Source organism: Victivallis sp. Marseille-Q1083 (assembly GCF_903645315.1).
In the GTDB taxonomy this organism is placed as follows: domain Bacteria; phylum Verrucomicrobiota; class Lentisphaeria; order Victivallales; family Victivallaceae; genus UMGS1518.
Map to the genome: position 1 here is coordinate 142,072 of NZ_CAHJXL010000001.1, position 26,099 is coordinate 168,170.

The window sequence follows — 26,099 nt, forward strand, 5'->3', positions numbered from 1 at the left end:
AACAACCAAATTCCAAGTTTAACCAATCATCAGGAGAAACCATGCCGAACGTAAGTTATGAACCGGGCGCTTTGTTGATCGACGGGAAAAAAACGCAAATCATCTCCGGAACGATCCATTATTTCCGGGTGCCGCGCGAACTCTGGCGCGACCGGCTGCAAAAAGCCAAACAGTGCGGTTTGAACAGCATTGAGACCTACTTCTGCTGGAATTTGCATGAGCCGGCGGAAGGAGTCTGGGATTTCAGCGGCAATCTGGATTTCGAAGCTTTTCTCGAAGAAGTGGCCGCGCTCGGTCTGTACGCCATCGTCCGGCCGGGACCGTATATCTGCGCCGAGTGGGACAACGGCGGCCTGCCGCCCTACCTGTCGACCAAGCCGAATATCCGGTTCCGCTGCCTGAACGAACCGTACCTGGCGGCCCTGACGCGTTATTACGAACAAGTCCTGCCGCGGCTGGTCAAACTGCAGCATACCCACGGCGGTCCGGTGATCGCCGTCCAGCTTGAAAACGAATACGGCAGCTACGGCCAGGATAAGGACTACCTGCGTTATATCCGGAAACTGCACCTCGACGCCGGCATCGACGTCGTATTGTTCACCTCCGACGGCGCCGGCGATTTCTTCATGCAGGGCGGCACGCTGCCGGAGTGCATGATGACGTTGAACTTCGGCAGCAAGGGACCGGATAATTTCGCCATCGGCCACACCTTCCGCCAGGACGGCCCGGACTTCTGCATGGAGTTCTGGAACGGCTGGTTCGACCACTGGGGCGAAGAGCACCACACCCGTGACGCCGCCGACGCGGCGCAAGCCCTCGATGAAATGCTGCGCGCCGGCGCTTCGGTCAATTTTTACATGTTCCACGGCGGTACCAACTTCGGCTTCACCAACGGTGCAAACTGCCTGTCCGAAAAAGGTTTCGAACCGACCGTAACCAGTTATGATTACGACGCGGCGTTGACCGAAGCCGGCGATCCGAGTCCGAAATTTTTCGCCTTCCAGGAGGTGATCAGAAAATACCGGCCGGATGCGGAATTCGGCACTCCGGCCCCGTCCCGGAAACTGGCTTACGGCAAAGTGAAACTGGCCGAAAGCGCCGCGTTGTTCGACAACCTCGACCGGCTGACCGCCCGGCACCGCACCGCCATGCCGGAGACGATGGAATATTTCGGACAGAACTTCGGCTTCATCCACTATCGCCATTTCCAGCCCGGCCCGCTGGCCGAAAACGATCTGACGCTGCCGCGGGTCCACGACCGGGCCATCATCTTCATCGACGGCCAGTACCGGGCGACGCTGTACCGCAACGAGGAACGGCAGTCGATCAGGCTGACGGTTCCGCCGGAAGGCTGCCTGATCGACATCCTGGTCGAAAACATGGGCCGCACCAATTACGGTCCGCTGGTCGGCAAAGATCAGAAAGGGCTGCCGGACGGCGCGTTGTTCTGGCTGCAGGCGATGGCCGGCTGGGACACCTGGGCGCTGGAATTGAACGACCTGACCAACTTGAAATTCGGTCCGTTCCGGCAGGCGGCCAATCAGCCGGCCTTCCACCGCGGTTATTTCGAGGTCGCCGAAGCGGCCGATACCTTCCTCGAATTTCCGGGGATCAAAGGCGTTGCCTACGTCAACGGCCGCAACCTCGGCAGATACTGGAACATCGGACCGGGCAATACGCTGTATGTCCCGGGCGTCTGGCTGAAACCCGGACGCAATGAACTGATCGTTTTCGAACTGCACGAACTCAACGGCGGGGAAGCCACCCTGACCGACGCGCCGAACCTCGGTTGATTCCATCCGCTTCAGCCGTTCCGTTTTGAAGCGGAACGGCTGAAGCGTTCAGAGGAAAGCACTCCCGATGAAAGTACATAATCCGTCGCCCGCTTCACCGACGCAACTGCTGCAGCAGTTGCAGCGTTACATTTTTCAACACGACAATACGCCGCTCACGCCCGAGCAGTGGCAGTTGCTGTCGCCGTCGATCGCCGCGTACGGGCTGGAACGATTTTTTTATTACTATGCCAATTCCTCGCTGCCGGAAGCCTTGCGGACTCCGTTCCAGACCGCTTATCAATTTCAGGCGTTTCAGGCGTTGAAGCAGGAACACGCCTTGAAACAGCTTAAACCTCTGTTTCAGCAGCCCCGGATCCGTTTCTGCCCGTTGAAAGGCGTCGACCGGGCCTACCGCCTCTATCCGGCTCCGGCCTTGCGGCCGATGGGCGACATCGACTTATTGATTCATCCGGAGGATTGCCAGGCCGCGCGCGCCGTCCTGGCGGAAGCCGGCTGGCAGGCGGAATACGATTACGCCCACCAGCACCATTATTCGGTCATCCTCAAAGACGGCATCGCGCTGGAAATTCATTTTCGGCTGCCGCGTTTCATCGCCGCCGACATGCTGCAGGTATGGGCCCTGCTGCTCCCGGTCGACAGCACGGAACACCGGCTGCCGCCGGAATTGAATCTGCTATTGCTGTTCAATCATGCCGGAGGCCATCATTGGCAGAACGGCCGACGGCTGCTGCTGGACACCGGCTTTCTGCTCTCCCGGCAGCCGGTCGACTGGCCAAAACTCACACAACTGGCGGCACAGTTCCGGGTTTTCACGCCGGAGCTGCTTTTCGCGGCATTCCCCGATTTTTATCCGGCGGAATACCGGCCGCCGGCCGGCGCCATCGCTCCGGAGCTGGCCGCCGATTTCCGGCAACTGGTGTTGCACGGCGTCGCCTTTGCCTCCCGTCCGCATGAACTGCTGATGAGCCAGCCGGACCGTTTCTCGCCGGCGTGGTGGCGGAAGCGGATTGCCGGGCTGCGCCCGCTCTGCACCCGTTTCCGGCATCACATTCCGCCGGGGCACCGCGGACAGGTTTTCCGCTGTTACCTGAAAGACTGCGGCATCAAGCTGAAATATTTCTGGCGTTTTCTCTCCGGCAGCAAAGATCCCGTCCTGCGCCAATACCTCAAACGGCAAAAACGGATCGCCGACTATCTGTCCCGGCATTGACCGTCAAACGCCCCGGATGGACCGGCGGCAGGCCGGCGGAACGGTCGCGGGAAGCCAAACGGCCTGCGGCCGTTGAATCGGCGATCTATCGGATGATACTACGGCTGGACCGGCTTCCAGGCGCGTTCCAGCATCTCCCGCAGGGAGACCAGGGTGATCGGCTTCAACAGCAAATCGGTGAATAGCTTCCGCTCCTCCGCGGAAATCTGCACGTCGGCCGTCACCGCCACCACCGGAATTTGTTTCCATTCGGCATCGGCCGCCAGTCGCCGCACCAGTTCGCTGCCGCTCATGCCGGGCATCCACAGGTCGGTCAAAATGATGCCGGGCCGTTCGGTTTCCAGAATCCGCAACGCCTCCGCCCCGGATTCGGCAAAAATGCAATCGACTCCCAGGCGTTTCAACATCGCCCCGAGAATCCGGAGATTCATCGCCACATCGTCGACCAACAACGCCCGCCCGGAACCATGCAACGCCGCCTGTTCCGTCGAAAGCGTCCCGGCCCGGTCGGATGATATTTGCTGGAACTCCATTGCTTTCAGGCAAATCGTAAAGGCCGAACCTTTGCCCGGTTCGCTTGCCACTTCGATTTCGCCGCCCATTTTTTCGGCCAGCCGCTGGGAAATGACCAGGCCCAGGCCGGTGCCCTCGATATCCCGGACATGATGCTGCTTGAACGGAATGAAAAGCTCCCGAACCGCTTCCGGCGCCATCCCCGGACCGGTGTCGCGGATCGTCAACTTCAAATCTCCCCTGCCCTCGCCGGCAACTTGAAATTCGGCGACAAACTCCACACCGCCGGCCTGGGTGAATTTGAACGCATTGCCGAGAATATTCACCAGCACCTGCCGCAAACGTTTACGGTCGAATTTCAGCAGTTGCGGCATATCCGGTTGAATGGTCAAGCGGAACTGCAGATTCTTGCTTTTCGCCGACAAGGTGAAAATTTTGCCGATGCCGTCGAGAAATTCCTTCATGTTCAGAAATTCCGGCACGATATCCATCTTCTCCGCTTCCAGCTTCGAGAGATCCAGGATATCGTTGATCAACTCCAGCAGCGCGTTGCCGGCTTCGTGAATCGCTTCCAGCGCCTCTTCGCGTTCGCCCTCTTCCCAATTGGAGCTTTTCAGCAACTCGCTGAAACCGATCACCGCATTCAACGGCGTCCGCAATTCATGGCTCATCGTCGCCAGGAAAAAGCTTTTCGCCCGATCCGCCGCCTGCGCCGCCCGCATGGCGATTTCCAATTGCCGCTTGCCCTCGTTGATTTCCGTCATATCGATGGCGCTTTCCAGAACATGGGTGATCTTCCCGTTGCGGTCGCGGATCGGCGTCGCGGTAACCAGGCATTCATGCCCGTAGGTATCGATCTCATGGGTCTGCGGCTCACCGGATTCCAGCACGTTCCGGACCGGACAATATTCCGGCCGCGCCGGAACGCCACACAGACTCTCATAACACGGCCTGGACAGCATTTCTTCCGGCGTCTGCTGCGACAATGCCGCCGCCGCCGGATTGCTGCGGATCAACCGTCCCTGGTTGTCGAACAGACAGACCGGCACCGGCATCGTATTCAGGATGATCCGATTTTGACGGTCGAGCGCCTCCAGGGCTTCGCGCTGCAACTGATGCTCTTTGGCCAAAGCGGTGATTCTGGCGGCGGAACGCATGATGCTCAAGTCCAAATCGGAAATATCACGCCGCGCCCGGATGAACCCGACACCCAAAATGCCGTACAACTTTTTTCCTACCCAGACCGGCACGCACATCAACGTCTTGCAGCCGGGTTCCCGCAATACCTCCGCGTATTCCGAATTCCGGATATCCGGAATCGTCAGCAATTCGTCATTCAAAAAACGGTCGTACCACTTCAGAAACTGCTGATAAAAACGACTGTCCCGAATCGTCCGCAAAGAAGAAACGCCTTCGTTGAGCCACTCGTGATTGAAACGGTACGTCCGGCCCAACTCCTCAAAAACGCCGAAATAGGCCCGGTCGCTGTCAAGCTGCGTCGCAATGATCCGCAGAATTTCATCGACATTGCGGTCGAAATCCTCTTCCAGGACGATCTGGGAAAGACAGGCGTTGATAATCCGTTCGTTGACGACGTAATTGTTCAGAGAACGGATCAGATTCTGCCGCTCCTCCTCCAAAGCCACATTGTCGGAAACATCCTGCAGCATACCGATGCAGATGCCGGCGTCGTACCGTTCGCGCATGATCACCAGCCGGTAGCTGCGCCGCTCGCCGGTCGCCTCGGAACGGCAGATCATCTCCAGCACATCCTGTTCTCCGGCAATCAGTTTCCGCCACAGTTCGCCAAAGGCCCGGCGGTCTCCGGTCGTCAGCCAGCCGTCCAACGGCCGCCACTGGCCGGGATCACCGGCCAGCCCGATCTCCCGGTTGCCGCCGATGATCTTGATTTCAGCGGCCGGCGCCCCGACGAAATAAGTAATCCTGGCCAGATCGGCCACCCGGCTCAACAGCAAATTCTGCGTCGCCAACTGGCGGGCCTGTTCTTTCTGAATCGAAATATCATGGGCGATTTCCAGCACGAAAATCAAGTTGCCATCCCGGTCGACCACCGGCTGGGTGACCACCGTATACTGATGGCCGTGTCCTTCGAATTCTATCTGGACCGCCGTATTTTCCGCCACGGTACGCCGCATCGGGCACCACTGCGGCGGCTCTTCAAAACCGCAGAGCATCCGGTAGCATTTGCGGCCGATCAGCTCATCCTCCGTCAAGCCGGTCGATTCACAGGTGCTCGGATTGACCGCGATGATGTTGTGATCGAGATCGAACAACATCACCGGCATCGCCACGTTGTCGAAAATCTGCCGGTGAAGCGAAGCCCGGTCGGCAATCTCCTTCAAACGGCGTTCCCGCTCCCAGGCCAGCAAATACAAATTGCAGGCATTGCGCACCCGGGTGAAATCGGCCTCGGCGAACTGATGATCGCCGCGGATAAAATCCAGCACGGCAAATCCGACCAGCCGCGCCTGCCAGGACATTCCGCCGATCAACAGCGAACGGATGCCGAACGAGCGGGCCCGCTCCGCCAACTTTTCCACGCCGGCCGGCGGCTTCGCGGTATCTTCGATCAAAATTTCCGATTGCGTTTCCAGCAGCGCCCGCAAATTGCCGTACTCCTCTTTGCGCAGATCCTGCAACTGCGACTTCAACGACGGCAAACCCTCGCGAATCCATTCGTGGGTGTTGCGGAACGTATCGGCCGCCTCGTTCAGCAGAAAAATACTGCAACGGTCCGCCGCCGATTTTTCACCGAGCTCCCGAAGGAAAAACGCGATGGAGGCATCGATATCATCCGAACCGGCAATCATTTCCAGGCAACGGTTGACGCTCCGTTCGTCCCGGATATGGGCATCCAACTGACAGACTTTTTCGGCCAATTCCCGTTCCAGAAGGCGTTCATGAGTCACATCGATCCCGATACCGAGAATCATCCGGCGCCCATCAGGCCGGACCAACAGCTTTTTCAGGACTTTGATGTGCATTTCCCTGCCGTTGCTGGCCGGAAGCGTCTCAATGCCGTCGTAATCAAGCCCGGAACCAATCATGGCCAGGTCCTGCCGATGAAATTCCGCCGCCGCCCCGCCGAACAGGTCATCATCGGTCAGACCGAGGCAGGAGGAATCAGCCGGATCGAAAGCCGAATGATAATTCCCGTTCACCAGGCGGTAGCGGAAGTCGCCTTCCGCCTCTTTGACGAACACATAGCCCGGCAACTGTTCCAGAATGTCCTGCAGCATCAAACGGGCCTCCCGTTCCGCCGCCACGGCCGCATTCTGCTCGGTAATTTCCAGCAGGCAGCCCCAGAAGCCATCCCACTCTCCAGAAGCGGCGGCCGGTTGAATCTGCAATTTGAAACTGCGGCGCCGGCCGGCCAGCTCCGCCTGAAAAACCAGCGAGGCCGGCTCGGTTGCGCCGCTAGCCAGCCGCTCCCAGAGAGCGCGGACGCTGTCCCGGTCCTCCGGAACGGCCCAGGAGGCGATCGGCTGCGGCACCCCATGCCGGAACGGCCAGAAATCGGGATATTCCCAAGGCCCGGCTAAATTTCCCCGCCGATCACAGTGAAAGTAAAAAATTCCAACCGCGCGCCCCAATGCCTGCTGCAATTGCAGGTGTCGCCGAATCGCCTCCCGCCGTTTTTTCCCGGCTCGACAGGCAACCAGCACGACGCCGGCAAGGCCGGCCAGCCCGACCAGCCAGCCCAGCCACATCACGACGCCCTCGCCTTGTACCGTCCCGGCCGGAGCGGCCATCGCTGCGCTCCAGCAACTCACCAAGAAAACGATCAGGAAAATACGCCAACCTGTTTTACCGGCAATCATGATTCCATCCTACCTGCATCACATCATTTCCGCTGCAAAATATCGTTCAACATCTTCTGCAAACTTTCCACCGTAATCGGTTTCAGCAATACGGCACGAAACACGTCCGAATCCTCAAGCCCGCCCTGGGCATCGGCCGTCACCGCCACCACCGGCAAACCGGAGGTCGACGGCTGGCGCGCCAGCCGCCGCGCCAGTTCACTGCCGTTCATCCCCGGCATCCAGAGGTCAGTCAACACCAGATCGCAGTCCGGCTGCCGCTGCAGCAATCGCAAGGCCTCTTCCCCGGAACCGGCCAACCGACTCCGGATGCCCAGTTTTTTCAACATGGCTTCCAGCACCTTCAAATTCATCGGCACGTCGTCGACCAGCAGCACGTCGCATGGTCCGGACACCCGGAATTTTCCGGGTTCCGCGGAAGCCGCCGGCAAACGCAGCGGCCCGGTCGAATCATACTTCACCTCCGGGATTCGAACCGTGAACACACTCCCGACTTCCGGCGTGCTTTTCACTTCGATCCGTCCGCCCATCTTCTGAACCAGCCGCCGAGAAATCGCCAGCCCCAGCCCGGAACCTTCATAGACCCGGTTGCCCCGCGTCGCCCCCTCCTGGATAAACGGTTCGAAAATTTTCCGGATGTTCTGCGGCGTAATGCCGATGCCGGTATCCGCCACCTGAACCGTCAGCGTCCCCCAGTCCCGGCCGGATTCCGGCACGAAATCCACCCGGACGTCCACCTGGCCGGACGGCGTAAATTTGATCGCGTTGCCGATCAGGTTCAGCAGCACCTGGCGCAAGCGCAACTGATCCAGGTACAACAGCGGACGGACGGTGCACTCCACCCGCAGCGCGAGCTGTTTTTCCTGGGCCTTCAATTTGAATACCGCCGCAATTTCTTCGGTCAAAAGCATCACATCCGTCCGGGCAACGGCCATATTCAACTGATCCGCCTCCAGGCGCGACAAATCCAGCACATCGTTGATCAAATTCAACAATGCATTGCCGGCGAAATTGATCGAACGCAGATATTCCCGCTGCTCCGCCGGCGCCACATCGCCCTGCTGCAACAGCTCGCTGAAACCGATCACGGCATTCAGCGGCGTCCGCAGTTCGTGACTGACCGTCGCCAGGAAAAAACTCTTGGCCCGGTCGGCCGCCTGCGCTTTTTCCATCGCCAGTTGAAGCGCTTCCTTCTGCCGGGTCAGCTCGGTGATATCCACTTCCGATTTCAATACATACCTCAGCCGCCCCTGCCGGTCCAGCAGCGGCTGAGCGGTGACAATACACCGGCGGCCGGAAATTTCGGTCTCGGTCGAATGCGACGCCCGATCCAGCAGCGTCTGCCGCATCGGGCACCACTCCGGCGGTTCCGGATTGCGGCAGACCAGCTCATAGCATTTATGCCCGACCAGCTTCCGCGCCGATTGGCCGACCAGCTTCGCCATGCTGGGATTGGCGGTGATAATCTCGAAATTCAGACTGAGAATCACAATCGGCACCGCAATATTTTCGACAATCTGCCGCTGCAAAGCGACGCTGTCGGCAATCTGATTCAATCGCTGCTGCCGTTCGCGCGCCAGCCAGAAAAGGTTTACGATACTGTGGACCGTATGGATATCACAATCGGTAAAAACCCGCTGCTTTCTGACGAAATCCAATCCGACATAACCGTAAAGCCGCCCGTCGATCCAGATCCCGCCGACCAACAGCGAACGGATGCTCTGGCGGGACAGGAATTCCGCTTCCGGCTCCAGGCCAACCGGCGGATGCGCAATATCCGGGATGACAATTTCACGCCGCGCCAGCAGCAGCCGTTTCCAGTTCGGCAACTGCGTCATGTCCACATTCTGCAGATTGGCGATCTCCGGTTCGATCCCCTCCCGCACCCATTCGTAAATATTATCCGAACGGTCCAGATCCCCATCGCGATACCGGAAAATATAGGAACGGTCGGCGCCGGCATTTTCGCCGATAATCCGCAACATATCATCGATCGCCCGGTCGAAATCATCTTCCAGCGTAATCCGGGTCAGCGACTCATTGACGATGCGCTCGCTGTCGATGTAATTGTTCAACGTTTCAATCGTCCGCCGCTGCTCCTGCTCCAACCGGTATTGGTGTGAAATATCGATTCCCATGCCGATCAGAAGCCGGCTGCCGTCCGAACGGCGGATCATATCCTTGATGGTCCGGACGATGAACCGCTGCCGGCGGGCATTGGTGAAAACTTCCTGAATATCCAGTCTCCGGCCGGAGGCAATCACCTGCCGGTCATCCGCCGCCAGCCGCTGTCTCGCCTCCTCGTCGGCCGGAAAGATATCCCGGTCGAAATGACCGATGATCCGCTCCCGCGGCAGGCCGGTCACTTCCTCCAGCTTCCGGTTTCCCATGATGTAACGGCAATCGTCCTCGACATCCTTGACGAACAGATACCCCGGCAAATGGTTGATTATCGTTTCCAGCAACTGCAGATTGTCGCGGTAACGGAATTCATTTTCCCGGGCCCGGGTAACGTCCTGGATGATTCCAAAGAATTCCAGCCGGCCGCTGTTCTCATTTTTCGACGCCTCCACCCGCATTTCAAAATATCCCCGCCGCTCGCCGCGCCCCGCCGCATAGACCAAATTCAACGTGGAAATTTCGCCGGCGCGCAACCGCCGCCAGCCGGTCTGAAAAGCCTCCAGATCTTCCGGCGCGATCCACTCTTCCGCCGGCAACGGTCTGCCGTCTTTTTCTCCCCAATAACAGTTCCGCTCAAAACCGACTCCGATATCCGAGGCGCTGCCGTCATAACGAAAATAGATGAACTGTGCCAACTTCGACGCATTGTTCAAAATCACGCTGTTCATCCGCAGCCGATCCCGTTTTTCATATTCGTCGGTCACATCGCGAAATACCAGGACGCCGCCGCCGATCGAACCATCCGCTTCCCGGATCGGCGCCGCGCTGTCCGCGATATGCCGGCAACTGCCGTCCCGGGAGATCAAATCGGTATGGTTGGCAAGCTCGACGACCGAACCGGTCGCCAACGCTCTCTTCAACGGCGACTCAACGCTCGAACCGTCCAGGTAACTGACGATCTGAAAAACTTCATCCAGTTTTTTCCCCCGGGCCTCATCCGGCGCAACGCCGGTCAGCCGGGCCGCCACCGGATTGATCAGCGTGATCCGCTCCTCACAGTCGGTGGCGATAACGCCGTCGCCGATCGACTCCAGCGTCAAACGAAAACGCTCGGCCAGCTGCGCCGCAGTCCGATGCAACTTATGCAATTCAGTCACATCTCCGGATATCCACATGACCGCCCGGGTACGAAACGGATTGACCGCCGGCAGCAGCACAAATTCGACGTGGCGGCGCCGTCCTTCCGCTTCATAATCCATTTCCTGCTTCCGGCCGGAATCGAACGTCCGGTCGACGGCGGCGGCAAAAGCGTCTTTCAACGCCTCGGGCAACTGGTCGACCCGCCGGAATGTTTTTCCCCACACGCCGTCCATCAGCTCCGCTCCATGGGCGTAAAGCACCTCCTGTTGCCGGTTCACGACAACCAGGCGCAACGGCAGATTGGCAAACATCGCCCGCAGTTTCTGCTCCGTGCGGCGCCGGTAAAGCAAATTGGCCACCCAGATCAGCAGCAAAGCGATCACCGCCAACGCCCCGAAAGCCAATTCATGCTGGTAACGGGTCAAAAAATTCGGCGGCATATGAAGCAGTTCCGCTTCCGGCGGCACCCGATCCAAGGCGATTCCTTCCCGAAGCAGGGCTGGATAATCCAACTCCATCCGAACCGGCCCCGCCTGCACCGGAAGGTCACCGGCATTTTCACCCGTCAGGATCCGGAAGGCCAACCGTCCCGCCTGCGCCCCCTGTTCCCGGCCAACCGCCACGAGACCGCCGAGCGCGCCCAGCTCCAGATAGCAGTCGTATTTGCCGAAAATCGCCGCCCGGCTCGCTTGCCTGATCCGCGGCAGAACGGTATAACTGTTTTCCGGCTCCGGCTCCCGGCTGGAACTCCAGGAATGAAAAAAGATCAGCGCATCCGCCGGCAATTTGCTTACCGCTTGGAGCATGTCTTCGGTGGTATATTCTGTCCCCCGCAGGCAGGTGAATCCGATTGGAATATCTTCCGGAATGTTGGCGGCAAGCAACTTCTCCTGCCTCCGCCCATCGGCGGAAGCCTCGGTGATCAACACCAATTGCCGCGCTTCCGGCTTCAAACGCAATCCCAGCCGAATGTTGTCGTACAAATTCATCGGCGTTTCGATGCCGGTAACCGGCAGTCCGGCCGGAATCCGCTCCGTCAGATTGCCGTGATAAGCGCTGATCAGCAGCGGCGTTCGGCCATCCGGCTTCAACCGCCCCTCCAGAAACAGATCGGCGGCGGCGTTGTTGCTGGCGATGATCAGATCATAACAGGTGGAATCCAGTTTGGTCTGCAGGGCGGCAATGTCGGACGCGGCAACGCTGATGCCGGGCTGGTAGCGCACGCCGAATTCATAGCTTTCATAATTGACCATCAAGTCTTTTTCTCGCAGGAAAGCCTGTATGCCGCTGCGCAAATCTTCCGTCCAGACATCGGCGGCGGAGTGGGAATCGACCAGCAGAACGCGTTTCACCCGACCGGCCGAAGTTTCTTCCGCCGCCCCGGCAGCCAGCGCCAGACAAAATAGTCCGATCACCAGCCAGCCATATTTCCACCCGCTCATCACTTTTTTCCGCCGCCACATTACGCCCAACTCCGCCACGTGATCCATCCGCTTCTCCAACGCCTTCAATTCTGCAATTCCTCTGGTCTCAAAATCATTCAGAAAACAACCAAACCAAACGAAAGACAATGCGAACACTCAAAAAGAGAAAGAGGAAAGCAAAAAAATAATTCTATTTCCGCTCCCGCCATCCAACTGTTTCATTTTCCGGAATCAATTCTGTTTCTGATACTGCCGCACCAACAACATTGTCTTACCGATTCCTTCATAGTTAGTTGGCAAAAATAGAATTTCCTTTAATAAATAGCACATTTACAATAATTTGTCAAGGGAAATACCACCAAAAAAAACGCCGATTCCGTTCCACATTTCACCAGGCAGGGAAAAACGGAACGAATCGGCCCGAAACCGAATGATCGGCCGGAAACAATGTCGACAAAAACCGGGCACGCGGTGATACTTCAGCGGCTGTCGACGCGCAAAATCAGACATTCATAGCACTCCAGCGTCTGCGGGATCCGCAACTGCGGCGCGGCCCACTCGAACGGCAGGGCTTCCCACGTTCCGGCAGGCGAAAGTTTTTCGACGCTGACCGGCTCCGTCCCGCAGCGAACGCCGATTTCAGGCATGGCGTCAAAACTCAGGTTGAAGATCCCCAGCAGCGCCGAACCATCCCGCCTCCGGCGCCATAAAAGCGTCGCGGGCTGTTCCGCCGTCAACGCCCACGGCGTAAGAACCTCTTCTCCTTCCAGCCAGTCGAGGATATCGAGCAGCCATCGCTTGCGTTCTTCGGTAAGAAGCCACAGACTTTCCGCCAGGTGAAATGAAGTTACGCATACCCGGCCGCCCAGGGGATTCACCGAAAGAACGGTTCCCGGCGACACCACGGTGCAATCCGGGGATCCGGCAAATGCCGAATAGCACAACTCGGTGAATATCTCCGAGGCCTCATCCGTCCGGCGCAAAAACGGCATTTCCGGGGAGTTCGCCAGCGGAATCAAGCTTCCGTCGTCCGTGCGCACTTCCAGATTGAAGGTAAAATCGCCCTTTTCAGCCGTCACCCCCATCAGCCCGGCAAAGCCGCGTCCGGTCAATGCGACGGCGGCCGGCCCATCGATCAGGAGTTTCCGCCGAAACATCGCCGTCAAATCGGCATCGGTCAGCCGGGCAACCGATTCTTCGCCCGCCAGAGTATAAACGGCATCCGCGGAACAATCCAGCGAACAACGGAACGGAATACCGAAAAAGCCGAAGATCACATTCCCCCAGTTCCGATCGGGAATCGGCCGCTCGTTCGGACTGTCGGGATGCCATTGCCGGAATATCGTATGGCACGGAATGACTGCTCCGCAGAGCTCCGAATCGTTTGTTGCCACAGCGAGCGCCTGATAAAAGCCCGCGTGTTCCGCCAGAATATCGGTGTAATTCCGGGAAATCGGCACTCTGCCCCGATGCGCATTCACATACCACAATTTCGCCCCGTCCAAACCGGAGAGGATGCTCGAACAAAGCTTGGCATGCATACTGCGGGCCGCCCGGCTGTAGAGAGTATGCAGACAAGTGTCCGATTCATCGAGCAGGAAATGGTCCGGCCAGAACTCGCGAAGCGACTGCGTATGGATGATGTTGTACGGCAATTCCTTCGGTGAAGATTCCATATAGCCGGCGTTGGCGATGCGCATCACCGGACGGCTTCCCTTTGCCGCGACCGCCGCGGCGGCAGCTCCGTTGAAATGCAACTCATTGCCCGGCATGCAACTGCCGGCGGCAATCGACGGATCTACCGAATCGAGCGCTTCACGAATCAATGTCATCACCCCGTTGACGGTATCCTGCCGAAGCCGTTCGTATTGTTCGAAGATCATTTCCCCCGGCTGCGAAATCTGCACCGCCTTCCGGTATTGTTCGGAGGAGAAATCGCAGCCGGAGCGCCGGTTGAACTCCGCGGTATGCAATTCGCAGAAACATTCAGCCCGCGGTGAAAACGCCCGGATATCATCATCTCCCAGCACAAATACCGGCTTCTCCCGCGCCAGCAACGCCACCAGATCGAAAATGTATTGGCGGAACCGGCTATCCAGCGGACAGTAGCGCACCTTATCTCCATCGATGTTGACCGTCCTGGTCCAGCACTCCTCCTCCCGGTCGACCCGCGGCCAATGCCCCAGGATACTCTGCAGCAAAACCCCCAGCCGAATCCCGGACCCTTCGAGTGCCTGCCGGAGTTTCCGATAACTTGCCGCCGCGTATTCCACCTTGCGCCAGGCGGGCAATCCTTCCGGATGCAGTGTAAGGCTATAGAGAATCTCGTCAATCCCGGTGCGGTCGCGAAATTCGATCATATCGCAAGCCAATTGCGCTTCGCGTCCCGGAGCAAACGGCGCCACGTTGAAAAAACGGAATCTTTTTTTACTTTCGCTCATTTTCATCGCCTTTCTCTAACTCTTTTTTTTAGATTGAATTGCAACAGATTCCAACAATGCCGGCAAGACAGCAGATCACTGCAACGACTTGGAGCACACTGGTTTTCTCACGAAGAATCAAAATGCTGTAAAGCGCAAACCCGATGATGCACGAACCGACCAGCAACGGCACGGAAACCGCACCGGCCCCCGCCCGCGCCAGCGCATCCATGCCGGGATAAAACAGAGTAGCGGCAAACACCAATGAAAAAAACTGCAGCGAAAACACATAAATCCACAATGCTTTCATCCGCATCATACCGAGAATTTCCCGATACCGCTCGCGATTCATGCCATAGAGCAATCCCGCCAGTGCTGCGACGAACGTTCCGGTCCCGGCGGCGCCGAGCCGTACCAAGCTGGAAACCGTCCGCGCCGCCGGAAAATACGACGGCAACGTCGTGCAATTCTGTTGAATGCCCGCCAGCAGAAAGGCGGCAAACGCCAACAAACGCCAACGCCCCGTCCGATTGACCGTATTGTCCTTTGCCAGCCCGAACAACACCAGAGCAACCAGAATCAACCCTAGCCCGGCAGCGCGGCAAACCGTCAGCTTCTCACCGAAAAAGACGATTCCGGTCAGGAACGGAAAAATCATCGCCGATTGAACCATCGTCCACACCACCCCGTTCGGCCCCAGTTGCATCGCACGCGACATCAGGTGCAGCAACCAGTAATTCAACACGCCCCCGGCCAGATACGCCAGGCAGGTCAGCATCTCAGCCATGCCGCCGACGGCATCTGTTTTCGTAAACGTCAATATTGCAAGGCTGGCAAAAATCGCCACTGCCGCGCCGCAAAAAAGGATTAACCCGGGATCAATTTGCCGCCGGGGCGCCTGCCCCATGACGATTCCGACAACCGTCCAGCTCAACCCGACCAGCGTCAGGGCAATCATTCCAAAGATCATCTTTCCCCCCTCCCGCCGCAGCATTCCGTTCGCAACTCGCACCGCAGCCGGAAACGCTTGACCATTGCCATCGCCATATCCGATTCCTTTCGATTGACTTTTTATTTTTATAATTTTATATTATAAGTCAATAATTCCGATTACCAACCGAATATGATGTCACTTATTACAGTTTTCGTGACAAAAGAAGAGAAGCATTTCATATGGAGAAAAAAGTATTCGATCTGAAGCCGATTCCCCGGCTGTTGCACAAACCGGTCCGGATCGACGAGCTCGGCTGGATGCCCGACCATCTCTTTTGGAACCGGCACCGGAAACTGGCGGTGCCCCATGTCTGTTTCACGCTGAGCCGCAATCCGGGAGCGCCGGTCACGATAATCGACGGAATCCGCCAGGAAGACGATCTGCCGGCGCCGTACTTCAGCCTGCTCCGTCACGGCACGACATTGCATACCATCCGGGCAGTACGGCATGACGAACTATTTTTCACCCTTGCCCCGGCATGTTACGACCGGCTGCTGGAACATCATCCGCTACCGGGACACTTCACGATGAATCCGCATATCGAAAAAATCCTGGCGGAAATACTGGAAAGCCTGAACCACCTGTTCGTTCCCGGCACCGCCGACCGACTCGACGATCTGTTCATCCGGCTGCTCAGCGAAGCTTCGATCGGAGTGGCGATGAAAACGGAGGGACAGTCCGATCCGGTGATCGACGAACTGGTTTCCTATCTTTCGGCGAATTTTACCCGGCCGCTCAGCGTGGATGAAGTCTGTCACCGCTTCAATCTCGGACGCCGGACCTTTTACCGGAAATGGAAACGGAAGTTTCCGGACACTACGCCGGCAGCCTTCCTGCTGGCCAAGCGACTCCACCTGGCCGCCAACCTATTGCAGACGACCCGGATGGGCGTACAGGAAATTGCCCAATGCTGCGGGTTCGGCAATCTGCTGTACTTCACCCAGTGCTTCAACCGCGCATTCGGCTCTCCCCCGACCATCTATCGCCGGCAATAGCCCGGCGGCCGGATCACTCCGGCCGCCTCCTCAAATAGCCAATCCGTCATTTCCGGCCGGCCAACACCGCGTCCCGGTACAATTGATAGGTCTCGTACAACGTCCTGGCCCGTTCGCCGCCGACCGGCACCGGATGGCCCGGATGGTGCATCAGGCCCGGATACTGGTAGATAATCTGCTTGTCGACGTAACGCGCCGTCAGCTCCAATTGAGCGGTAACCCTGGACAGCTCGGTCGGGATCAATTCCTTGCGGTGATCGAATTCCCAGATTTCCAGGTCGTTCCACAACGCGGTGCGGCCGCGTTTGCGAGTGTAGAAATTCCAATAGTTGATATCCGGCGCCTCCGGCGCAAACCAGCCGTCGTGAATGAATTTCAACTGCTCGAACAGGAACGGCAGCCGGTCCAGCGACCGAAAGCGGTCGGCCCGGGCATAACGGCCGAAGATGTCCGGTTCCACCCCGAGGCCAACCGTATCCTGATAGGCGATGATGTCGACATCGATTTCCTGCAGCGTCGTACTGCACAGCGGCCGGTCGGCATTCGGCGCGATCATGATCGGACAATCGGCGATGGCGCGAACGGCCGGGACGATCCGCCGCAGACTGTCCCGGCCCGAAGCGCAGCCCGGCGGATATTCATAGGTCCAGTACCAGCCGCCGAAACACTTCCGCGCGCCGTAACGCTCGTACAGCTCGGCCGCCGCGATCTTCGCCAGTTCGATCGCCTGCTCGGTCTGCAGAAACGGATCCGGCCAATGCATCGCATAGATGCTGAAAATTACCGTCATGCCCAATTTTTCCGCCTCGTCGATCACCTCGTCATAGAGCAGCGGCCTGGATTCCATCCAGTCCGGCACCGGCCAGCGCCGGCTCGGATAATAGGCTCTGGTGTCGTCGAGGCCGCCGCGGGCGTCGGCGCACTGCTGGAATACCAGCGTATCGATGCCGATCGCCGCCATGTCGTTGACCATCTGCCGCCAGTGGTCCGGCGACAGGCTGCGCAGTTCCGCTTGAAACCGGGTTCCCTCCCGGTCGTCCCAGTGGTCCAGTTCGACAAACGTGCCGGTAATCAATCGAGAGTTGTCCGGATGGAAATGAGGGGTCATTCACGTTCTCCTTATGTGCAATATTTCAATCATTTCATCCCAAGCGGCAATCAGCCGCCGAAAGATAAATTAACACCGCTCCGCCCGCTGTCAAGCCGGCATTGAAAATGGTTTTCCGCCCCCGAACGCAACGCTTCAAAACCGGAATTCGCGGCAGGCGGCCACATAGGCTTCCATATTCTCCCACGGCACTTCCGGCTCGACCAGATGGGTCGGCGCCGCCAGCAAGCCGCCCTGCGGACCGGCAATCCGCAGATTGCGCTGCACGACGTCATAGACCTCTTCCGGCGTTCCCTTCGGCAGCGTCGTCTGAGTGCCGAGCGTTCCCCAAAATGAAAGGCGGTCGCCGAACCGCCGGTGAATTTCGGCGAAATCCATGCACTCCGGCTGGACCGGATTGAGAATATCGATGCCGACTTCGAGCAAATCGTCGATGAACGGCAATACAAAACCGCAGGAGTGATAACTGATCAACACGTCCGGGTTGATCTCCTTCGCCGCCGCAATCACCCGCTGCAAGCGCGGCTTCAGCCATTTGCGGTACAATTCCAGCGACATCATCGGCGTACTCTGCATGCCGATGTCATCACCGAGGTGAATGTGGTCAACACCGGCTCCGGCATAAACAGCGCTGCGCTTCACCGCCAGCTCGGTAATCCTGTCGAACAGGAAATAAGCGCCCGGTTCATCCGTCAGCATATCCATCATCAGATTTTCCATGCCCCGCAGATACCAGCCGGTCTCCCAGATGGTCACCGCCATATAAGCGGTCGCCGCCAGGCCGCGGCGCTGGATGGCGGCCACCTCCGCTTTCAACGCCTCGCCGGCCGTCACCTCCGGAAACGGAAACTGTTCGAACTCCTCCAGGCGGGAAAATTTTTCCATCGGATGATACATCCGGGTCATATGCATCGACTCCGGCGTCGGTTCGTGTCCGATGCCGAAGCGGTCGAACCAGGTCCCCGGCAGAAATTCGTACCCCAGATAAAACTTTTCGCGCCAGGCGCTGAAAGGCTGGACGAACAATTCGGTCGTCACCGCCCGCCACGGAAATTGAAACACTTCTTCATAACTGCGGTCCGCACCGTATTTCGCCTGAAATTTTTCGACCATCGCCGGACACAAATCGAATTGAACCGGAACGAATTCAAACCCTTCCCGCCGCCACAGTCGCCGCAAATTTTCTCTCGGAGTGAGCGTTGCCATTTTACCGCCTCTGGTTGATTTTTTATCGCGCAAAACGAATTTTGCCGTATTTCAAACGATTGATCAATCCGCCGCCAGCGGACAATCGCTGCAATATTCCCGCCGGCCGCAGGACGCGCAGAACTCTCCGCGCCAGACTTCATCGAATTGTTCCGCCAGCGGCAGAATCAGTTCCGGCCGGTCGGTCAGCACGCCGTTTTCGAAATTTCGCCGCGCCGACGCCTTGGCACCCATGCCGGCGCCGGTCAAATTGGCGCTGCCGAAATACGCTTTCACGCCGTCGACGATGACGCACTTGAAATGCACCCGGGGACACAGCACCCGCTCCAATCCCTCCCACAACCCGGGAAAACGGTCGAAATCCCGCCGGAACGCCGGACCGGGCTCCCTGGCGTGAATCAACCGGATTTCAACCCCGCGCTGCAGCAGGCCGGCCAGAACTTCCAGAAAAGGCACCATTTTGCCGCGGCGCAAGCCGCTTTGTTCCACATACATATCCTTGAGGTCGGCGGTAGCGATCCACAGCCGCCCGGCGCACTGCGGCACCAGGTCGCGAATCACTTTTTCATAGATGGCACGGTTGCTGACAAATTCAATCATAGTTCTCCATCCGCCTGCCGCATGACGGCCCAACGGGCCTTCCCGGCTTCCAGAGAGAACAATTTACTTCCCGGAATCCGGAAAGCAAATCGCCATCCCGCCATTTAGCTTGAAAGTTTCATGCAATATTCAGGCCAAAGCTCAGGCGGCGTTGAGCAAGGAGGAAAGAGCTGTTGAAAATACAAGTGTTTTATTTCCCGATCAAGGGCAAATCACCAGTCTCGGTCCGAAATACAATTGGAATCATGCCAATCACCGGGAGGTTTTATGGCATCTGATCGGCCGAATGCTTTTGTTGGGCCGCAATGCAGGAAGCAGACAAGTTCATGAAGCAAATCCAACGAACGGAGCCCGCAACTCGACAAATAAATTCGTTTCCAATTCAAAATCACCAAAGCAACAAGGAAAACAGGCCATCAAGCTATTGCTCCCGTCCGGGAAGTGGCCGCCGTCGCGCCGGAAGCCTTTCAATTACTTTGCCGATATGAAATCGGAGTTAATTCCAGACAGGTGTGTTTCGGAATTTCTTCCACATTTTTCTGCGAAAGCTGAAGCGTGATTTCCGCAGCTTTCACTCCAATCGCCCGGGTACTGTATTGATAGATGGTCATGCTGCCGAACCAGCGGGGAAATTCCTCCGCAGGACCGACGGCCCCCAGAGACGGTTGAAGATTGCGGTATAATTCCAGCGTTTCCGTCCCGCAAATCGTATCGACGTGAAGCCGTCCGCAATCGCCGACCAACTTGACCAGTTTGGACATGCAGTGAAGCAGGAGAACATAATGACTGCACCAGAGACCTTCAACCTCCTGTAACTGTTCAAACGGAATGGAGGCAAAACCTTCGGACCAGAACAGCAGCTCCTTGATATCCGCGTCCGGAATGCCGTTTGCCCGCAGCGTTTCCCGGTAGCCGCGCGACATCTCGCGGTACATGAAATTGCTGTAAAGCGACTGGACGATCCCGAATTTGCGGCACCCGTTTTTCAACTGGCGCCGGGCCGCCCGCTGACCGGTTTCATAATCACGAAAGCCGACATGGTAAAACTCCTGAATGTCGGAGCCGCCGTAGAGCGTGATCACCGGCGGGTATTGGGAATGTTTTTTCAGCACTTCACGAATATGCCGCGTCGAATAATTTGCCTCCTTCTGGCGCGCCGGGATATACAGAACTGTCCCGGCATTATAGATCAACATTTTTTCAAAGGCGTCCGCTTCGGAATCCGGCGTGGCGTCGCAGGTGAGAACCGTCAGGTGTTTTTCGTGCATATCCAGCGTATGGGCTATCCCGTATAAAAGCGGTTCCGTCAGCAACGGCATCCAACCGCCGATGATGAGTCCAAGACAATTGGACGTTTTCGAATGGAGAGCCTGGGCATAATAGTTGACCTGAAAACCGACTTCGACAGCCTTGGCGCGAATCTGTTCATACGTCGCCCTGCTGGTCCGCGATTTTTCCAACGGCTGGTTCAGAACGCGGGAAACGGTGGAGTGCGCGACGCCGCAGAGTGCGGCAAATTCCCGAATATTCATTGTTTTTTGATCCCTTCGGTTAAACCATAGTGTCGATCGGGGAAAAAGCAATCCTGTTTTCCCCATTGAAATAAGGATAATTTATTTTTAGCGAGCCTGATCGTAAATATATCATGCCTGAAGCGAATCTGAGACTCTTTGCTTTTATTTTTCTTGACAATGATGAACGTTTACGGTATAGTATAGGGTGACTTGTCATATATAACAAAGGGACTTTTCCGTTAATATGTTGAACAACAAAAGGATTGCCCATGAGGGATAGTTGCAGTTCATGCAACGCGGCAACAAGAACAGTCCTCCTTTTGCAATCAGTTTCCGGAAGAATACCGATGAAAAATCATTTTCAATTATGTCCTCGTTTGTTTTTTCTGCTTATCCTGTTCCTATTCCCGTCTCCGCTTTTACAGGCGAACGGCGTGAAACGCGTGCTGCAGGTGGAGTCGTATTCGGCCATCGATTCATGGACGGATCAGTCCACCCGGATGTTCCGGGAAACCCTGACCCAGGCCGGCATCGGGGCCAACTATGAAATTTTTTCGTTCGGCGTCCGCTTTCAGCCCGGTATGAATCCCTGTATGGGCGATGTCAGGGCGCTTCAGGCCAAACTGGATTTACATCCCTACGACCTGATCGTCGTCTACAACAACGCCGCCGCGGATCTGTTCCTCAACGGACAGCTCAAACTCCCGGAAGGCACTCCGCTCCTGCTGGAAAGTTACCTCGGCGAACCGCCGCAGGAGTTGAAGCAGAAGTTGAACATGACGGCGGTTCTGGCCGCGCGCCATCCTTATGAAAGCGCCAAGCTCGGGCTGCGGCTGCTTCCCGATACCCGGCATATCGTCGTGCTGGTCGACGCCACCGCCGACGGACGCCGGCAGCGAGAACTTCTGAGTGAAATTCCCGAAGAGATCACCCGGAAAATCACCATCATCGACGGGACGGAATATTCCACCGCCGAAATGATGAAAAAGGTCAGCGGACTGCCGCCCCACACGCTGCTGATTTTTCACTCCTGGGGGTCGTCCCGCGATGAAACCCCGGCGAACAGCTATACCACCTTGCCGCGTATCAACCAGATTTTTCCGGGCATGATTCTCGGTCGTTACGACACCTACATGCCGCTGGGCAGCGACGGCGGTTCGGTTGCCGTCAGCACGGAGCTGGGCGCCCAGACCGGAGCGGTGGCGGTGCGGATTCTGAACGGCGAAGCGGCGGCGGCAATTCCATATGCGTATTCCCACCTGCATCCCCGGCTCGATTACCGGGCGATCCGGGAATTCGGCATTCCCGCCGGCCGCATTCCGGCGGAAACGAAAATCATGAACACCCCGCCTGACTTTTTGATCCGCTACCGGGTGGAACTGGCGGCGGGCGGCGGCATGCTGTTTCTGGCTCTCACCGGCTTGATCGCCGCACTGCTGTACCGCCGCCGGGAACACCGGAAAGCGACGGCCTTATTCAGAAATTTGCCGTTGCGGATTTTCATTTTCGACCGGCAGGAACGGATTCTGTATTCGCACATTCCACAGCCGGTCGCGGGGGGAGTCGACGAGTCGCTGACCCGCCTGGAGCAGATCACCATTCCGGCGGTCAGGGAGAAAATCCGGCTTGCGATCCGGCAGGCGTTCGCCGGCAGAGAAAAGGTTCACCTGGATTTTGAAGCCGGCGGACAATGCCGCCACGATGAATTCCAGCGCCTTTCCGGGCATAATCCATTCCACACCGACGTGGTGATGTGCATTTCCGCCGACGTGACCGAGCTGCATGAGGCGCACCGGGAAACCGCCCGGCTGGCCGAACGGTTCCGGCTGACGCTGGAATCCATCGGCGACGGCGTGGTCGCCACCGACGCCCTGGGGCATGTGACGCTGCTGAATCCGGTCGCGGCAAAGCTGACCGGCTATTCACCGGAAGAGGCGGAAGGAAAAAAACTGGACGAAATTTTCAATATCGTCAGTTATCTCGACGAAAGCAAAGTGGAATCCCCGCTGGCCAGAGCGCTCGCCACCGGCCAGACCGTGGAGCTGGCCAATCATACCGACCTGATCGCCAAAGACGGCAGCCGGCTGCACATCGCCGACTGCGCGTCGCCGATCCGGGACGAGGCGAACCGTATCACCGGCGGCGTGCTGGTATTCCGCGATGTAACCGAGGAGTACGAAAAACGCGACCGGCTGCGCATGAACAGCGCGATTCTGGAAATGGTGAAACAGGTCGCCCGCGTTGACTATTTCCGCTGCACCGCCGCCGGCACGATCCTGCTTCCGATTTCGGCGGAATACTGGCCGCGCCGGGACGGGAAGCCGGTGCTTCCGGCGGAATGGATTGCCAAGGACGATCTTGACGGATTTCTGCGGGATTGGCACCGGCTGCTGGCCGGCGAAGTCGACGAACTGGCCGTCTCCTTTGCCGCCGGAACTCCGCAGCGTTATTTCGAATTACGGGCGGTCAAATCGGTGAATGAAATTTCCGGGCGGCGGGAGTACTGCGGCGTGATTCAGGACATCACCCACAGCCGCGAAAACGAACGGCAGACGCGCGACAGCCTGCGGCTGCTGACCAATATCATGGACAATCTGCCCGGCTACATCTTCGTCAAAAACGCCGCCGACAACTTCCGGTACGTGATGTGCAACCGCCGCTTCGGCGAAATGATCGGCGTTGACAGCGAGCGGATTCCAGGCAGTTTCGACCGGGATATTTTCCCGGCGGACGAAGCCGCGGCCCGGAAATTCCATGACGACGACCAGGCGATCATCAACTCGACCGAAAAACTGAATATCCGGGAGCGTTTCCTTTCTACCTCCGGTGAATCGCTGATGGTTCAGACAGTGAAGAATACGCTGGTCCAGTCGGACGGCACCAAGCTCCTGATCGGCATGGGTGTGGATGTTTCGCGCGAATATGAACTCGAACAGCAGCAGAAGCGGACCATCGAATCGCTCGATTATGCGACCCGCTGCGAACGGATCATCAACCAGTCGCTGAGCATGATCACCGTGGAGTCGGATTTCAACCGGGCCGTCAATGAAATGCTCCGGATCATCGGCGAGAATGCCGACGCGGACCGGGCTTATATTTTCCTCTATACCGGAAACGGCCGGGATATTTCCAATGAGTATGAATGGGTCAGATCAGAAACTGATACGCAGAAAGAGCTGCTGCAGAATATGAGCATGAGCGATTTTCCGTTATGGGAAAAAATGCTGCTGGAAAAACGGGAACTCGTGGTCGAGGATATGTCGTCTCCGCCGCCCCTGCTGGCGGAGGAACTCGCCCGATTGGCTTTTCAGAAAATCAAGTCCCTGCTGGTCAGCGGCATCTGGTGGGACGGGCAATTGATCGGTTTCGTCGGCTTGGATTACACCCGCCATCCCCACGAATTCAGCGACACCTCGGTTCATACCGTAAAAAGCATCGCCAATCTGTTTCTGCTGGCCCGCGAGCGCGCCGCGCAGCTTGAGCGGATCGCGGATACCGCTTCGATGCAAAGGCAGATCGTCAACAATATTTCGATTCCGATTTTCATGTTCGACCTTGATTACAATGTCGCGATGGTCAACTCGGCGACCTGCGCGGGTACAGACCGGCCGGCGGAGGAACTGATCGGGAAAAAATGCTACCACGTCAGTTGCGGTCACGACGCGCCGCCGGACTTCTGCCCGTTCGAACGGGTGAAACAAACCGGCCAGCCGGCTCATTTCGACTTCAAAAATCCCAACGGACATACTTACATGATCTCATTCCAGCCGCTCTTCGATCGGAACGGCAAGGTGATCAACCTGCTCGAAACCGCGGTCGATGTCACCGAACTTTACCAGCAGAAGGAAGAGCTCCGGCGGGCGATGGAACAGGCGATGGCAGCCGACCGGGCCAAGAGCTACTTCCTCGCCACCATGAGCCATGAATTGCGGACGCCGCTGAATGCGGTGCTCGGCTTCTCCGAACTGCTACAGGGTGGCGATGTCAGCCAGGAGGATCAGCTCGACTATCTGCGTTCGATCAATTGCGCCGGTTCGGCGCTGCTGAATCTGATCAACGACGTGCTGGATTTATCCAAACTGGAGGCCGACCAGATGAACATCACCCCGGTCCGGACCGATCTGCCGAAACTGGCGGAAGAGATCGTTGCGGTGTTTCAACTGAAGGCGAAACAGAAAAATATTGCACTGGTCTCGCAATTGAGCGGAACTCGGTGTCCGGTCTATGTGGACCACCTGAGAATCCGGCAGATCCTGCTCAATCTGGTCGGCAACGCAATCAAATTCACCCACCAGGGCCAGGTGACCGTCACCATTGATTTCCGGCCCGCCGCTGCCGGCGGCACCGGTGAATTGAGCATCCTGGTGGCGGATACCGGCATCGGCATCGCCCAAGAACAGTTGAGAAAAATTTTCGACCCGTTCTTCCAGGCCGAAGGGACGCGCGGCAACCGGGTTTACGAGGGTTCCGGACTGGGCTTGGCAATCTCCATGCGGCTCGCACAGCGTATGGGCGGCACCATCGAAGCGGCCAGCGAACCGGGCCGCGGCAGCGCCTTTACGGTCAGATTGAAGGATGTCCGGTATGACCGGGTGGAGAGCGGCGACGCCGTCACCAGGCAGAACCAGATTCTCTGGCTGTTGTCGGAACACCTGCGGGTACTGCTGGTCGACGATGTGCCGATGAACCTGAAGGTGCTGCAGGCGATGCTGCGGAAATTGGGCATCGAAAGCGTTTGCGCCGAATCCGGCGTCAAAGCGTTGGAAATTCTCGAAAAGGATCAGAATTTCAAATTCATTCTGACCGATCTGTGGATGCCGGAAATGAGCGGAGAAGAATTGCTCGGAAAAATCAGGATGGACCGGCGTTTCGACGAAATGTCGGTCGTCGCGGTCACTGCCGACGCCGAAGCCCGGAATAACGCCGATTTCAATGCGGTGTTGCTGAAACCGATCACGCTGGACAAAGTTCTGCAAATTCTCGCAATCGTTCAAAATCGTTTTTGACTTCCCGCGATATTACCAGCGGGAAACTCAACCGGGAACAATACGAAAAATCGCAGAATACTTGCCGCGCCGGCGCGGCAATGTGAGCATGAGTTGCCTTCCGCAATTTTGTATGTTGCGGAAAACGGCTGTAAAAGGAGGCCCTGTCTATGGGAACCGGCATCCCCCTTCTCCCTGATGCGATTGGCAATCCGGTTGTGATTTGACAGA

The 26,099-nt window shown here is 57.6% G+C and carries 12 protein-coding genes; 4 read left to right on the forward strand and 8 right to left on the reverse strand.

Annotated features, from left to right (window positions below; translation table 11 throughout):
- The first annotated feature begins 41 nt into the window (after positions 1-41).
- Positions 42-1,793 carry a beta-galactosidase family protein gene (locus HWX74_RS00515; RefSeq protein WP_176011662.1) on the forward strand — a complete coding sequence of 584 codons (1,752 nt, stop codon included), beginning with the start codon at positions 42-44 and terminating at the stop codon, positions 1,791-1,793.
- Between the two features lie 67 nt (positions 1,794-1,860).
- The gene (locus HWX74_RS00520) at positions 1,861-3,006 is read left to right on the forward strand and encodes a nucleotidyltransferase family protein (RefSeq protein WP_176011663.1); all 1,146 of its coding nucleotides are present in this window, start codon (positions 1,861-1,863) and stop codon (positions 3,004-3,006) included.
- A gap of 98 nt (positions 3,007-3,104) precedes the next feature.
- Here HWX74_RS00520 and HWX74_RS00525 read toward each other — a convergent pair whose 3' ends face one another.
- From HWX74_RS00525 to HWX74_RS00540, 4 genes are all read right to left on the reverse strand, one after another.
- On the reverse strand, positions 3,105-7,361 hold the full coding sequence (locus HWX74_RS00525; RefSeq protein WP_176011664.1) for a PAS domain-containing protein: 4,257 nt from the start codon (positions 7,359-7,361) through the stop codon (positions 3,105-3,107).
- Positions 7,362-7,384: 23 nt separating this feature from the next.
- Positions 7,385-12,112, reverse strand: coding sequence for a PAS domain-containing protein (locus tag HWX74_RS00530; protein ID WP_176011665.1), 4,728 nt, complete (start codon positions 12,110-12,112; stop codon positions 7,385-7,387).
- A 413-nt stretch (positions 12,113-12,525) separates the two neighbouring features.
- Complete coding sequence (locus HWX74_RS00535; protein ID WP_176011666.1) at positions 12,526-14,487, reverse strand: hypothetical protein; 1,962 nt, start codon at positions 14,485-14,487, stop codon at positions 12,526-12,528.
- A gap of 28 nt (positions 14,488-14,515) precedes the next feature.
- On the reverse strand, positions 14,516-15,436 hold the full coding sequence (locus tag HWX74_RS00540) for a hypothetical protein (RefSeq protein WP_176011667.1): 921 nt from the start codon (positions 15,434-15,436) through the stop codon (positions 14,516-14,518).
- Between the two features lie 203 nt (positions 15,437-15,639).
- Between HWX74_RS00540 and HWX74_RS00545 the strand changes: the two genes are divergently transcribed.
- The gene (locus HWX74_RS00545; RefSeq protein WP_176011668.1) at positions 15,640-16,455 is read left to right on the forward strand and encodes a helix-turn-helix domain-containing protein; all 816 of its coding nucleotides are present in this window, start codon (positions 15,640-15,642) and stop codon (positions 16,453-16,455) included.
- Positions 16,456-16,501: 46 nt separating this feature from the next.
- On the opposite strand, the gene HWX74_RS00550 is transcribed toward HWX74_RS00545, so the two are convergent.
- The 4 genes from HWX74_RS00550 to HWX74_RS00565 form a co-directional block, all read right to left on the reverse strand.
- Positions 16,502-17,563, reverse strand: coding sequence for a DUF4434 domain-containing protein (locus HWX74_RS00550; RefSeq protein ID WP_176011669.1), 1,062 nt, complete (start codon positions 17,561-17,563; stop codon positions 16,502-16,504).
- A 135-nt stretch (positions 17,564-17,698) separates the two neighbouring features.
- Positions 17,699-18,769, reverse strand: a complete 1,071-nt coding sequence (locus HWX74_RS00555) for a uroporphyrinogen decarboxylase family protein (RefSeq protein WP_176011670.1) — start codon at positions 18,767-18,769, stop codon at positions 17,699-17,701.
- A gap of 63 nt (positions 18,770-18,832) precedes the next feature.
- Positions 18,833-19,369, reverse strand: a complete 537-nt coding sequence (locus HWX74_RS00560; RefSeq protein ID WP_176011671.1) for a phospholipase D-like domain-containing protein — start codon at positions 19,367-19,369, stop codon at positions 18,833-18,835.
- 467 nt (positions 19,370-19,836) lie between these two features.
- Positions 19,837-20,901 carry a LacI family DNA-binding transcriptional regulator gene (locus tag HWX74_RS00565; RefSeq protein ID WP_176011672.1) on the reverse strand — a complete coding sequence of 355 codons (1,065 nt, stop codon included), beginning with the start codon at positions 20,899-20,901 and terminating at the stop codon, positions 19,837-19,839.
- Between the two features lie 416 nt (positions 20,902-21,317).
- On the opposite strand from HWX74_RS00565, the gene HWX74_RS00570 reads away from it, so the two are divergent.
- Positions 21,318-25,889: a PAS domain-containing protein gene (locus tag HWX74_RS00570; protein WP_176011673.1), complete on the forward strand. Its 4,572-nt coding sequence runs from the start codon at positions 21,318-21,320 to the stop codon at positions 25,887-25,889.
- Positions 25,890-26,099: the final 210 nt, after the last annotated feature.